Origin of the sequence: Nostoc sp. (genome assembly GCF_036919895.1) — a bacterium.
In the GTDB taxonomy this organism is placed as follows: domain Bacteria; phylum Cyanobacteriota; class Cyanobacteriia; order Cyanobacteriales; family Nostocaceae; genus Nostoc.
Map to the genome: position 1 here is coordinate 47854 of NZ_JBALBW010000077.1, position 14260 is coordinate 62113.

General features: G+C 41.4%; 11 protein-coding genes. 3 read left to right on the forward strand and 8 right to left on the reverse strand.

From position 1 onward, the window contains the following. Window positions 1–152: 152 nt before the first annotated feature. The 3 genes from V7K55_RS15305 (at window position 153) to V7K55_RS15315 (ending at window position 3798) form a co-directional block, all read left to right on the forward strand. Window positions 153–2375, forward strand: coding sequence for a dynamin family protein (locus V7K55_RS15305; protein ID WP_334832642.1), 2223 nt, complete (start codon window positions 153–155; stop codon window positions 2373–2375). A 183-nt stretch (window positions 2376–2558) separates the two neighbouring features. Further along, window positions 2559–3626, forward strand: coding sequence for an NADPH dehydrogenase NamA (gene namA, locus V7K55_RS15310; protein ID WP_334832644.1), 1068 nt, complete (start codon window positions 2559–2561; stop codon window positions 3624–3626). A 16-nt stretch (window positions 3627–3642) separates the two neighbouring features. Next, a complete protein-coding gene (locus tag V7K55_RS15315; RefSeq protein WP_334832646.1) occupies window positions 3643–3798 on the forward strand; it encodes a hypothetical protein in 156 nt (51 codons plus the stop codon). Window positions 3799–3847: 49 nt separating this feature from the next. On the opposite strand, the gene V7K55_RS15320 is transcribed toward V7K55_RS15315, so the two are convergent. From V7K55_RS15320 to ccsB, 8 genes are all read right to left on the reverse strand, one after another. After that, window positions 3848–4654 carry a pentapeptide repeat-containing protein gene (locus tag V7K55_RS15320; protein ID WP_334832648.1) on the reverse strand — a complete coding sequence of 269 codons (807 nt, stop codon included), beginning with the start codon at window positions 4652–4654 and terminating at the stop codon, window positions 3848–3850. A 10-nt stretch (window positions 4655–4664) separates the two neighbouring features. Next, window positions 4665–5306, reverse strand: coding sequence for a hypothetical protein (locus V7K55_RS15325; RefSeq protein ID WP_094341021.1), 642 nt, complete (start codon window positions 5304–5306; stop codon window positions 4665–4667). A 407-nt stretch (window positions 5307–5713) separates the two neighbouring features. Beyond that, window positions 5714–6697: a hypothetical protein gene (locus tag V7K55_RS15330; protein WP_334832650.1), complete on the reverse strand. Its 984-nt coding sequence runs from the start codon at window positions 6695–6697 to the stop codon at window positions 5714–5716. Window positions 6698–7119: 422 nt separating this feature from the next. Beyond that, window positions 7120–9021 (reverse strand): alkaline phosphatase family protein, encoded by a 1902-nt coding sequence (locus tag V7K55_RS15335; protein WP_334832652.1) that lies wholly within the window; start codon window positions 9019–9021, stop codon window positions 7120–7122. Between the two features lie 174 nt (window positions 9022–9195). Continuing rightward, window positions 9196–10167: an N-acetyl-gamma-glutamyl-phosphate reductase gene (gene argC / locus V7K55_RS15340; RefSeq protein WP_334832750.1), complete on the reverse strand. Its 972-nt coding sequence runs from the start codon at window positions 10165–10167 to the stop codon at window positions 9196–9198. Window positions 10168–10528: 361 nt separating this feature from the next. Next, window positions 10529–12043: a glycerol kinase GlpK gene (glpK, locus tag V7K55_RS15345; protein WP_334832751.1), complete on the reverse strand. Its 1515-nt coding sequence runs from the start codon at window positions 12041–12043 to the stop codon at window positions 10529–10531. 262 nt (window positions 12044–12305) lie between these two features. After that, window positions 12306–12614: a KGK domain-containing protein gene (locus V7K55_RS15350; RefSeq protein WP_334832654.1), complete on the reverse strand. Its 309-nt coding sequence runs from the start codon at window positions 12612–12614 to the stop codon at window positions 12306–12308. Between the two features lie 253 nt (window positions 12615–12867). Next, a complete protein-coding gene (ccsB, locus tag V7K55_RS15355; protein WP_334832655.1) occupies window positions 12868–13929 on the reverse strand; it encodes a c-type cytochrome biogenesis protein CcsB in 1062 nt (353 codons plus the stop codon). Window positions 13930–14260: the final 331 nt, after the last annotated feature.

Sequence of the window (14260 nt, forward strand, 5' to 3'; positions counted from 1 at the left end):
GCGACTAACGAACCCGGAGGGTAAGGACTTTAGTCCTGATAAACTTTGCTATGAGCAATGAATTGCTCACTACAAACTAGGATTTTATTGGATGTTGAATTATACATAGTATAAACATAATAATGTGAGGTAGAGCCTGGGGATGAGAAACTATGCAACAACAGTATGAAGGTTATAAGGATTTAGCAGATTCTCTCAAATCTGCCTCTGCGTTACTGAATTTAGAACGCAAATCGCAACTAAATCAAGATATAATAACCATTTGCAATCATCTCGTTAATCCTAGTTTTCGCATTGCGGTATTTGGCCCTTTCAATCATGGCAAATCTACTTTACTTAACGCCATGCTAGGAAATCGCACCTTACCAATTGATTTAATCCCCACCACAGGCGCATCGATTACTGTCAAGTATGGTCCTGATGTACGGACTCGCATCATGTTGGTAGATGGTGCAGAAATCTATCGCAGTGGCACAGAAATTTTACAACAATTTGCAACTCTTGATGGCAATAGGCAGATGCGAAAAGATGTAGCATCTGTAGAAGTTTTTTGTCCGCATCCCTTCTTAGAAACAGGTGTAGAATTCCTCGATTTACCGGGAACTAATGATAGAGATGAACAAGATAATTTAGTCAGAGAAAAACTTTTAAGTGCAGATTTAGTTATTCAATTACTAGATGCACGGAAGTTAATGACTTTAGGTGAACGGGAAAACTTACGAGATTGGCTATTAGATCGCGGTATCAAAACGGTTATATTTGTTGCCAATTTTCTCAACTTACTCGAACCCGACGAGCAAAAACAAGTTCAAAATCGCTTGCTATTTGTTGCAGAAAGCTTTCGAGCCGAATTACCTCCAGGTTTTAGTAATTTATATCGCGTTGATGCTTTACCCGCCTTAAGAGCCAGATTAAAAGGCGATGTCGCGGCTGCAAATAGTAGCGGGTTGGCGGCTTTTGAAACAGCGTTGCAAAATATTGTGGGGATTTTGCAACCAGATCGTGGTAGTGTGCGTTTGCCAAGAGTGCAAGCGATCGCTTCTCAAATTCAACTCTCATTAAAAGCTAAAATTGACCCGATTGCTCTTGAAATAAAATCTTTTGACGAGAAACAAAATAGTAAAATTGAAATTAAACAAAAAGCAGCTAATTTAATTTATAAAGGTTTCACTACTAGCATCGGAGAATTACGCGATTGGCTAGAATTACCCAAGCTACTCACAAAATATCAAGCTGATGCGGCAGTTGCATTGGCAGAAAATAAATTTAAAGATTGGCAAACAAATACTCTTAAAAAAGACCTAAATCAATTGCAATTAGCTGCGGCAAAATGGCTTTATCAAGCTTACGAGTTTTTCCAAGAAGAAAGACCACAAGATTTATTAATTCCCTTTCCTAGCGAACCACAAGTAATATTGCCCACAAAGCCAAACAATAGTGATGATTTAAGTGAACCTGGTTCTATCGCTGTTGGTGGTGGTATCGGTTGGTTGTTAGGCGGCCCGGTAGGTGCTGCTGTCGTCGGGAGTATTTCTTATTTGTTAAACAAGAATATCCAAAAACAAGATGAACAATTAGCAAAGGAATCTTATCATCAGGAAGTTGCTAAACTTTGTATAACTGCAATTGAAGATTATTTCTCTAATTTCAGCAGCCAAGGGTTATCGATTTTGAATGAATATGAACGGAAAGCTGAAAAAGTAATTTGCTTTGAATTCAGTCAATATCCAGTAGAAGTTACTAATAAGCGAGAAAATTTGCAGCAATTACAAAATGGTTTTAATCGGTTTCTGCAAGAGTTAGAAAATGTCAAAATTCTCTCAAATTATCAACCTTATAAAGAAATACCAAAATTTACAAATACTAATAGAAAATATTCGCCACAGCCAGAGAGATTTAAAATTTCCCCCGAAAAAGATCCTGTCATTAAGCAACAACAAGAAAATACTGCTAAGAATAGTGGTAGAAGGGTAGAATCAGTTTCTCCACCACCACCACCAAAAGCTTCTCCCTCTCCGAGGAAAGAAGAGGTAGAGGCGAAATTTCGTGATTGGGAACTCAATGAGGAAATAGCGCGAATGAAAGCAGAGATGCGATCGCCTGGTTCTCAAACTGGTAAACAGCAAAATTCAACTCAAAGCAACAAAGCACCCACTCAACCCAAAAGCCAGACGGAAAAAGATAAGATTACTCGCGCCTACGGCATTTTAGGATTGCAAGCTTATGCTTCTCAGGCTGAAGTAAAGCAGGCTTATCGAACTTTAGTAAAAAAATGGCATCCAGATTTGTTTGTGAATCAGCCACAACTGCTAAAACAAGCACAAGAGAAAATGCACTTAGTTAATGATGCTTACACAATTTTGAGTGATAAATAAACGACAAGATACCGGACTTCCTTAAAAAGTTAGATTAAGGGCATCTGAAACTTTTTGTTTGTCACAACTCTCTTAAGGGGCAAAACCATTCATGATTTTCATAAGAATTATATTGAATTAGAGAGTGACCCACCACCCTTACACCCCTATTTTTTCACCAAGTAAGAAAAGGAATCAATAGCAATGGCACATCTATTTGAACCATTAAAGATTCGTGAAGTTACTTTTCGTAACCGCATCGCCGTTTCACCTATGTGTCAATATTCCAGCACAGATGGATATGCTAATGATTGGCACGTTATTCATCTAGCTTCTCGCGCAGTTGGCGGTGCAGGTATAGTGCTAACAGAAGCAGCAGCCGTAGAACCTCGCGGACGCATTAGCCCTCAAGATTTGGGAATCTGGTCGGATGCACACATCGAAACTTTAGCCAAAACTGTGGCATTGATTCATAACTTTGGAGCGGTTGCGGGTATTCAACTCGCTCATGCAGGCAGAAAAGCCAGCACTGCCAAACCTAGTAAGGGAGGGAAAGTGCTGGATGAATCTCAGGAAGGTTGGCGACCTTTGGTTTCGAGTAGTGCGATCGCTTTTAGCAAAGATAGCCCAGTTCCAGAAGCCCTAAGTATTGAGGGAATTCAGGAAGTTATTGATGCCTTTGTCCAAGCTACTAAACGTTCTCTAGAAGCTGGTTTCAAGGTAGTTGAAATCCATGCTGCTCACGGTTATCTACTCCATCAGTTTCTCTCACCTCTTTCTAACCAACGGCAAGATGATTATGGTGGTAGCTTTGAAAACCGGACTCGTTTTCTCAGAGAAGTTGTTCAAGCAGTCCGAAAGGTTTGGCCCGATACGAATCCACTTTGGGTACGTATTTCTGCCACCGATTGGGTAGATAAGGGTTGGGACATTGAGCAAAGTATCGCTTTAAGTGACAAACTTAAGTCTTTAGGAGTTGATCTCATCGATAATTCATCAGGGGGCATTATACCGGGCATTAATATACCAGTTAAACCTGGTTATCAGACTCAGTTTGCCGAACGCATTCGACGCGAAGCCAATATCCATACAGGAGCTGTAGGCTTAATTACAACCCCTGAACAGGCTGATGAGATTATTCGCACAGAAGTAGCTGATATAGTGCTGTTGGGACGCGAACTACTCCGCAATCCTTACTGGCCGCATCTGGCAGCCAAACAGTTAGGACACGATAAACTCTGGCCTGTTCAATATGACCGAGCTTGGCTATGATATCACCTGTCCTTAATTGAGCATCAACCACCTTCAACCCTTACTGCTTGCTGGTAGGGGTTATGGGTTATTGGCAACTTTTGGCGATCTTGGTTGTGGGAAGGCAGCTATGCTAAGGGCAGAAGGCAGAAGAATATGGGCGACAAGCGATCGCTCTGAAACTGCGAATTAGTTTAAACTTCAAAAAATGAATCTAAACATCGTTTGCTCTTTATTGTTAACTAATCATGCCTTGAAGCGTTAGGCATAATTGCCTCTTGAAGATTTGCACCGCTAAGATTAGCTCCCCGAATGTCGGCTCCTCTGAGGTTAGCTGCTCTAAGATTTGCCCCTGCCAAATTCGCATCTCTCAGGTTAGTCCAGCTTAAATCAGCTTGACTCAAATCAGCTTCACTTAGGTTAGCTCGTAGCAGGTAAGCACCACTGAAGCGAGTCTTATTCAAATTAGCTTTGGATAAGTCGGTTTTATAAAGATAAGCCCCCAATATTTCTGCCTCGTACAAACTTGCTTCACTGAGGTCAGCCCCAATCAAGTTAGCTTCAATGAGATTGGAAAAAGAGAGATTAGCCCGGATTAGTTTCGCTGCACCTAAATCGGCATCTCTCAAGTTAGCGCCTCTTAAATCAGTTCCAATTAGATTAGCATGAGCGATCGCAGCGCCTCTCAAATTTGCCTCACTCAAGTCGGCTCCAATCAAATTAGTATGACTCAAATCTGCCTGCGTAAGCATAGCACCACTCAAGTTAGCAACACTGAAGTTAGCATTACTCAAGTTAGCTTCAACGAGCAAGGCTTTGGAGAGGTTGGCACTACTGAGGTCAGCCCCACTGAGGTTTGCTCGCACGAGTAAAGCATGACCCAAATCTACCTTTCTCAGATTTACCCCTTGGAGGTTTGCGCCTCTGAGGTTATCCCCTTGCAGATTTGCGGCGCTGAGGTCTGGTTCAATCTGAGGATTTCTCTTTCTCCACTCAATCCATTTCACTGCACCTGCTTTCAGTAAAGCTAGATGCTCTCGATTTGCCATTTTCTCTCCTTTACTCCTGACGACCACCTAGAGGATTTGCCCGACCAGCTACACTTTCAATAGCCGTTAACGCTCCCGCCGCACCTGCTAGAATATCTCGCTCATGTCCACCTAAGTAAAGCCGTCCAAAACTTCCTACAGCTTGAACCTCAAGGATATTAATTGATGCTGCTTTCTCAGCTTCATTGGCAGCGAGTGCGGCATAAGCAGCAGGTTCCACTTCTAATACATACAGTGTTTGTCCTGCTAATAGTAGCTGTCCCCGTCGCGTGCGATTAATAAGTTGTGTTTGGTAAGCATCGATATTGCGGATAATCTGGCTAGAAACAACACGCGGCTTGAGACATTCCTCTTTTCGGACTCCTAAGGCCGCTAAAATGGCTTGACCAGCAGCCCGCGTTTCGCCTTGGGAGCTAGAATGAACTTCCAATAGTCCGTAAAGTCGTTCAACTATTTGTACTCCCGGACGGACAGAGGCCGCTTTCAGGGCTACATCCGTAATTTTATTAATTTCGATACCAGGAGAGATTTCAATCCACAGTGATGTATCCCCTGGTAATGGTAAGAAGCCTTGGGCTACTGTTCCCATATATGCTGCATGTTGAGGTTGCAGGCTGTCGAGAAATACGAAACTGCGTAGTTCTATTCCCAAGATTTTGCTCTCCAGTCATAAGGGTAAAAGTTATCTATTGCAATATATGAGTGCTTAACTTGGGTCATTTTTGCCACAAGTAAAGGATGGAAAAATACAAAGTATAAAAATTTTGCTGTCGATAAATTTTACACCTGAGAAGTATTCTGGCAGTAAAAACCGCCTTGATAATTGTACAAGCTTTATTACGCACAAATCGCTTTCTGCAATGTTTAACTAGTCTTGATTTACTGATAAAGTTGATGTGACAAGAAAGTTTTTAGCTAAACTGAAGCGGAAAAAGTTCGCTGGACTTGTGCCAATATCTACAAAATGCTGCCAATCAAACTGATAGTGTTAGGATTTGCACATTGACAAAGTAGACAAGAAGTGAGTTAGCTGGAAACCAGGAAATAATAGGCTATTCGCTAATTAACTGCGTAGCTTGCCGGTCGAAAGTACAATAGCCTTGCTCCATCAGTTTCTAACTGTTTTTGCTGAGTGTAGGCACGGTACACTAAAGGTTCTCTTCCTAAATGCCAGTAAGAAGGTGTACCACCTAATAATCGTCCTATAGCTCTTTCAAATGTGATAAAACAACCGCTAGGCATATCATGAAAGTCCTGCCATGTATATGCATTAGACCAAGCTCGAAATAATTGCTTCCCTCCTTTTTTGTTAAATAAGTGATTGCTGTTCTGTCTAAACTTTATCTTCCACTTTTCCAACTTATCGGATGCCATTAGAGAAAAATAACGTTTAGTATAATCATCTAAAAACTGCTCTTGCCACTCCTCAAACCTTTTATGTTCCTCTTCTTTTAGTTCTTGCTCTGCTTTTTGTATCTGTTCTGGAACATTTAACAAGAAGAAGTGTTGAGGTACTTTTGAGTGCATCAGCTTCATCTGCTCTAGTGATTGGATACGATCTACTAAGTTAATCTGCTCTTCAAAAAATTTACCTTCTTCTGAGTGTTCTTCATTAACTGAGCCAGATGTGAAAATGCCACCTCTTGCATCCGTTTCCATAAAAATACTACCTTCTTCGCCGTAACCTATATAGAAAGCATCAGTACCAAGGTGTATTGCTAGTTCTGATAGTCGGGGTCGTTCGGCATCTTTTGCTCGACGACATAGCAGTTCATCAGGAAAAGTTTTTACAATCGTCCATTCAAGCGCACCAACAAAAACTCCAAACGCCCATAGTTCGCTACTTAGCTTAGAGTTATAACGACGCAGTTTTTTAACGTCGTTTTCAATTTCTTCGATGGATAGCTCTATACCATCTAGAGACAGGGGAGGCAAAGGAATACGATGAGAGTTTTCTTGCTCAAGAATGTAGGTTACAGCCTGTTCTATTAAGTCTAGGTTATCTGAACGGATATAGTAAGTGTAATTGGAATATCTACTCATCACAAACTTTTTAGCATGAAATTATTATAATCTATACCTTGTTATCTCATTGTTAAATCAGACTCTACAAAATAAATTATTAACGAATGTGTTTGTTGGTCTTTGGTTGGTTTTAGTTGATTTGACTAAGGTATTGATAATAGAAATGAATATATAACGTGACTATTATCGTAAATTAAATGATTTAATACCACTTTGCCTATAAATTCAAGTATGTCAAAAGTACAAACAAAAAATAGTGATGATAATCACTTAAAAAACGCGTTATAAATAGCTTTTAAGAATTAAAATCTAGGGAAAAATTGGAGTTGTTAAGAAGCTCTAAAGAATAAACTTACTTATGTTTATTGCTACATTTTCTTTAGTTTCTAGGAATGAAATAGTCTTGAGAGTTTCAAAGATTTAAATATACCAATGGCGGACTATTTTGCTAAACCGAGTGTCCGACCAGGAAAACCAGCAACGTCAAAATATCGAGTTGAGCCAACAGTTTGATACTTCAAGATTGTTTTTAATCCATTAGTACTTGGTTGAGATGTCAAAGTATTAGATTTAAAATAAACTTTTTTTACTCCTCTGACCAAAGATTCATTTAAAACACGACCTATAAGTTTTCCTTGATGAGGAATATTCAAATTTAAAATCTTAGCCAAGGTAATAGCCACATCAGCATTACTCACTGGTACTCGGTCTACAAAAGCTTTTTTAAAGTCAGGGCCGATCGCAGCCATATAATTGTAAGTATCAGCACGACTAAAAGACCCATGCATCCCCTGTCCTTGCTGCAAAGAAGTGTCTGCAACTTCGACACCGCAAGCAGTTGGGTCGCCACAGCCAGTATCAAATGTCCGAAAGTTTACTGCGATCGCAGGGCTAGGAAGATGAGATTTACCATTAAGTGCGATCGCACTCAAGGGTAAAGTCCCTGGAATCGAACCTAATGTATCATTTACAAATAAACCGCTAACATAATCTTCTTTTAAGAGGATATCTACAACTTGTTTAGCAAGTGCTTTGTTATTTGTACTATTAGGTAAATAAATCAAATCTGAACCACCATTAGCAGCCACTAACACATCAGGTTTATTGGGATCTTTAGCAATCAAACCATTTTTAGAAAACTGACCCTGAGTTGGCTCGACCGCAACATTTTGCTTATCTGGATCGAATAAAGGCAATCCTAAACCATGAGCAATATCAATAGCTAGAAAACCAGGTGGCAAAAATCCTTTCATAATATCTGGATAATCAAGTGTCTTTGAATAGCTGGTTTTGCTCTCCTTGCTGATAGTAGAAAAACCGTGATCGGCTGTCACAAAAATATCTGTAGAAGCTTCTAAATTTAGCTGTTTGAGAACGGTACGGATTTGACCGAGATTGTTATCGACATTTTGAAGACCTGCAAGTGAAGTGGGGCCATTAATCCCTGGAGTAAGAGTGTTTAAGCTATCACCTTGGTTATGCTGAGTTCCATCGGGATCGCGTGACCAATAAATTAAAGCAAAAGGTTTTTGCCGTTGTTTGAATAGAGGCAATAGCACTTTTGTGGTTATATCGGCAAAGTATTGTTGTTGAAATATATTAGCGACTTTCGTGCCTGGTACTGTACTGCTGCCAGATTTGCCATTATCTCCTCGTGTCGGTGATTTTAAGTCAATGCCATTTTTTGTTAACAATCCAGCTATTTCAGAACTCAAAGGAATTCCTGTTTGAGAACCGGTGGCATCATCAATTATGATTGTAGATTTACCAGTTCGTTGAGTAACATTTTGAATTAATACTGGGCCAATCTTGCCAACGGCGGCGGTACTAAATCCAGCTTTACGCGCGGCATCTAATAAGCTTTCTTCGTTTAAGTAATTGCCATCAAAGTGTTGGCTAATTTCCCCTAAAACAGCATTGTTTTCTAAGAAAGGAAGGGGGCTATTACTGGCATTTTTGACAGGAAAGCCAACATTAATTGTATTGCTGAAATCACCAGTATCACCGAGATAATGTCCAGTTGCGATCGCAGAAGCATTAGCAGTAGTAAAAGTAGGAAAGAGTGAATGGCTATTGACAAAGCTTACACCCTGTTGGCGAATCTCATGAAGATTAGGAGTTTCTTGAGCATTAACTTTACTAGGCCGCAATCCATCGGTAATAAAAATTATTATATTGTGTTGAGGTTTTGTTTTAGCAAACCCTGAAACTGCCAATACTGTCACGAGTGTAACAGTAGCTATTATCAAAAAAGTCTTATATATCTTAGGTAAAACCATCCGACCACATCTCCAAATATAGATATTTCCGGCTTTTGGGGCTTTAGTATCTAATTGAACCATGCATCAAGCTTTATTGCGTGTTAACTGGAATACCAATTTTTTTATACCAGAATATATAATGAGGAGCAGAGAGGAAAGAACTTGGTATTTGAACTCTCCCCTGTTCCTCTGGTCAAGCGCAGGCTTAATCGAGATGTGATGATAAATCCGGGTTCCCTATTTCCTAATGCTTTTTCATAACAATCCCAATTCTTCTGGAAAGCCCAGCATGATGTTTAGGTTTTGGATTGCGGCTCCTGATGCGCCTTTGCCTAAGTTGTCGAGACGAGCAACTAGCAACGCTTCTTTGGTGGTGTTATTGGCGAATACAAAAACTTGAACAATATTAGTGCCGTTCATGGCGATCGCATCCAAAAATACTCCGTCTCGCAGCAGAGTAGAATCTTGGTATGGAGCAACCTGCACAAATTTTTCACCTTGGTAGTAATTAGCGATCGCTTCATAGATTACCTCACCTGATGGTGGATTATCCAAAGTTCCTAACGGCAAAGGCACTTGAACTAGCATCCCTTGCTCAAAATCCCCTACTGACGGTACGAACAGTGGCGGCGATGCTAACCCTGAATAATAATGCATTTCCTTAACGTGCTTATGTCCAAACTGCAAACCGTAGATCCCGTATGGATATAGTGACTCGCCCTCAGCTTGCTGTTCGTGGAAGGTATGGTATTGATTGATGAGATTCTTTCCGCCACCGGAGTAACCTGATACTGCATTAACAGTGATAGGAAAATTATTTTTTAAAAGTTCCTTAGCAATTAACGGACGGATACAGGCTAAAAATCCTGTGGGATAACAACCTGGATTGCTAACAAATTGGGCGCTGGCGATTTTCTCTCGTTGTCCTGGATTAATTTCAGGGAACCCATATACCCAGCCATTAGCTGTGCGATAGGCACTACTCGCATCAAGAATCTTAACCGTAGTACTACTTACTAAGCTAACAGCTTCGCGGGCTGCATCATCAGGTAGGCAGAGAATAACAACATCGACGGCATTGATTAGTTTAGCTCGCTCACTTGCATCTCTACGTTTAGATGCCTCAATGCTAACTAACTCGATATCATCCCGTTGATTGAGACGTGAGTAAATTTGTAAGCCTGTGGTTCCTGATTCGCCATCAATAAAAATCTTAGGTTTAGTAATCATGCGGGAAGCATCCTTATATATGAATATATGAGTGATATTTTGACCGATAGTAGTTTACGTTATATATTTATACATCTTCTAAAGGATCTTCCAAAAGGCTCTGATCCGAATGGCACTAAGTTAAGCTGAAGGGTAGGCAGTGTAAGGATTGCAGGGGAGCAGGGGGGAATTTCTAAATATCCGAACGCAAGCCTTAAACTTCTTCTTTCTCCCCTGCTCCTCCGCTCCTCTGCTCCTCTGCACCCCTGCTGCCTCAACGATTTTCCCTTTTCTTAGTGCCATTCGGCTCTGATCCTTGTTGTTCATTGCCCAAAGTAAATTTTTTGGATACACAGAAATTAACACGATCAAAAGGTAACTACTCCTCCCAAGCGAGAGTTCGTTTCACTGCTTTTTGCCAAGTACCAAAATTGGATAATGGCTCATTGCTTTTTGGCTCAAATACACGCTCAATTTGCCGTTGCTGCACCAGTGCTTCATAGCTTTCCCAAAATCCTACAGCTAAACCTGCTGCAAATGCTGCACCCTGAACGGTCGTATCGCGCATTATCGGCCGTTCAACTGGAATACCTAATACATCAGCCTGGAACTGCATCAAAAAATTATTCTCACAAGCACCACCATCTACGGTTAATCGTCCAACTGGATTACTACTAGATTCATTAATTGCTTGCACTACCTCCAGAACTTGGTAAGCGATCGCTTCCAACACGGCGCGTACTAGATGCTCTGGTTGGACACTGGCGGTAATGCCGAAAAAGGCTCCCCTAGCGCTCATATCCCAATAGGGTGCGCCTAGTCCACTAAATGCAGGCACAAAGTAGACTCCGCCATTATCTGTTACCTGATTTGCCATCGTTTCACTTTCAGCAGCAGTTTTAATCAGTTTGAGGCGATCGCGCAACCATTGAATACAAGCTCCACTAGTAAACATACTACCTTCAAGGGCATAGCCTACGTTCAATGCTCCCCTTGGATTTGCTTGTGTCCATGCCACCGTGGAAATAAGTTGATTGTGCGCTCGCACAATTCGATCGCCTGTGTGAGCTACCAAAAAGCTGCCAGTCCCGTAAGTACATTTCATCAAACCGGGGCGATCGCAGCCATGACCAAATAAAGCCGCTTGTTGATCTCCCAAGATAGCTGTAATGGGAATTTCAGCGCCCAACAAGGTGGCATCAGTAACTCCAAACATTCCTAAACTAGGCTGAATCTGGGGCAAAATCTCAGCCGGAATCTGAAACAGATCCAGTAATTTCTCATCCCACTCACAGGTTTTGAGATTCATCAACATTGTCCGGCTGGCGTTGCTGTGGTCAGTGGCATGGACTTTTCCGCCTGTAAGATTCCACAACACCCAGGTGTCAATAGTGCCTGCTAAGACATTGTTCAGGTCAACATCTGTAACCTTGTCTAATAGCCACCTGAGTTTGGTAGCAGAAAAATAAGCATCAATGATTAATCCGGTGCGATCGTAAATTTCATCAGCATAGCCTTGCTCTTGTAACTGGTGACAAAGGGGAGCAGTGCGGCGATCTTGCCAGACGATCGCTCTATGGAGTGGTTTACCAGTGGTTTTGTCCCAAATCAAGCAGGTTTCGCGCTGTACAGTTAGTCCCAAAGCTGCGATCGCTGATGGAATAATTTGGGCGTTCTCAATTGCAGTTTGCATCACGCAACACGTATCTTTCCAGATTTGTTGAGGATCGTGTTCTAACCATCCGGGCTGCGGATAATACTGAGTTAGTTCTTTATATGCCTGCCCAACAATCTTGCCGTCTGCGTTAAAGACAAAGGCGCGGTTGCCTGTTGTACCTAAGTCTAGTGCTAAGATGTAGCCCAATGATGGAGTTGTGTTGCCAAGTGTGTGCATAGCTGCTCTGACTAATGCGATCGCGATTTTAGCAATCCACATTAAATCAGATATACATTATTTTGTGTACATTTAGGTCATATTTCCTCACCAGATATCCATCTGTAATTAAGAGGAAGCCTGCCGAAGGCATCGTTCGGAGTACCAATAGATTTGCAGGGGCGTTACCCTTACGTATAGTCGAATTTTATTTGCAAACATCAAAAAAATCAAATCCCCAATTTCTTCTTAGATCAATCGGGGATCTTTTGCTTATTGGGTATTAGTTTTCTACTTGTTTGAGTCTTTGAAAAATTTCATCAAGCGGTGACTCAGATTCATCAGGACAAAATTCTAAAGCAAGTCTAACTTTTCCTTTTTTCCATCCCTGAGTACTAAATTGTAGAACCTCACAGTTTAATCCTTGGGTATACAAATTTACTTCATCCGTTTCTTCCGCTCCAATATATTCTTTAATTGCTGTAATCAAATCACGGACTTTAAAAGTTTTAGCAATATTTAACTTATTAAAAGTGTCTGGTTCTATAGACACAACTTCATCGTGATTCAGTCTCTCAAATCCATCTTCCATAAAAAACTCCTGTCAATAAATCTATATTTTCCAGAGATATAACAGTTCATCCGAAATAAAATGATGATTTTATAGATTTAGTGCTGCTCAAATAAAAATTTAGTAATAATTTAATGTCCAATAAATTAGCCTATAATTCTCGCGTTACCCCTCCCCAACCCTCAAGTAGTTTACGAATTTGGTTTTTACCCCACCCTAACCCTCCCCTTTACAAGGAGAGGGTTAGGGTGGGGTAGTTTTATTTAAACGATTACTAAAAAAACCAACCGTAAGAATGCAAACCTTTACCCAAAAGATTTACACCCAGATAGCAAACCCAGACAACAACAAAGCCAGTGGAGGCTAAAATTGCGGGACTGCGCCCTTGCCAACCGCGAGTAATTCTGGCGTGGAGGTAGGCGGCGAAGACTAACCAGGTGATTAATGCCCAAGTTTCTTTAGGATCCCAACTCCAATAGGAACCCCAGGCTTCATTAGCCCAAACACCACCGGCAATAATGCCAATTGTTAGCAGGGGAAATCCTAATCCGATGATGCGATAGCTGATATTGTCGAGGGTTTCGGCAAGGCTAAGGCGCTGAGGTGAAAGAGGTTCGGCAGATGCTACGGTTTGAGGTTCAGAGGTAGTTACTAAATTCAAAACAGCAGTGTTAGCGTTAGCGTTGCCGTTGCTACTACTTTCAAAACGAGCAAAGCCGTTATTTTCGGCAGAAGGGGCTGGTGGTTGAGAAATTAGTTCAGCTGCTTTGTGCAAGCGGTAGCCGTTGCTGCGATAGCCACCAGTACCTACAGAACTGCCTTGTAGTTGGATGTTTTGACCGCGAGTGACAATCAGAAAAGCGATCGCTAATAATGCACCCACCATCAAAGCAGAATAACTCAACATCATGACGCTAACATGCATCATCAGCCAATTTGACTTCAAAGCAGGTACTAAGGGTTCTGACAGCTGCATTTGGGATGGTAGCGTCAAAGTAGCAAAAGCTGCGATCGACATTGCCACTGGAGATGTAACAACTCCTACTAAGCGGCTACGGCTACTACTTTCAGCAATTAGATGGACGGTGGTAATTCCCCAAGTTAAGAAAAATAGAGATTCATAGAGATTACTTAGGGGAAAATAACCAGCTTCTATCCATCTTGCCCCTAGTAGAGTCGCCATGCACAAATTAGCGATCGCCATCCCAGCTGTCCCCAAAGCGGCTAGATAAGGCAGATTCGGAAAAGCCGCTCCTCCCCAATACACCAGCATTGTTAGGAATAATATGGCAAAGGAGGCATTGTCCAGCCAGTTCTGGAGTACAACCAGGTTCATAAAGTGTTCTCTCCGTGAATGATTTAAAATATGGATTCTGACTATTCTGATCCTATATGTTTACAGGGTTATGAAACAGGGGAATTGGGAATTGGGCATTGAGAATTGGGAATTGGGAATTGGGAATTGAAAAGAGGCTGAGGGGAAAACTAATCGGGAGCATCCCGTTTTGGCAGATCGCCCCTGCGCTAAGGCGCAGGCTACGCGAACAGACTAGAAGTCTGGGGCTATACAAACGAAGTCCGCCTGAGCGGACTCTATAAGGGACTTCCAAATAAAAAAATATTCCAAAGCTGACGCAAAAATCCTCTTAATCTCTCTTCTCTCTGTG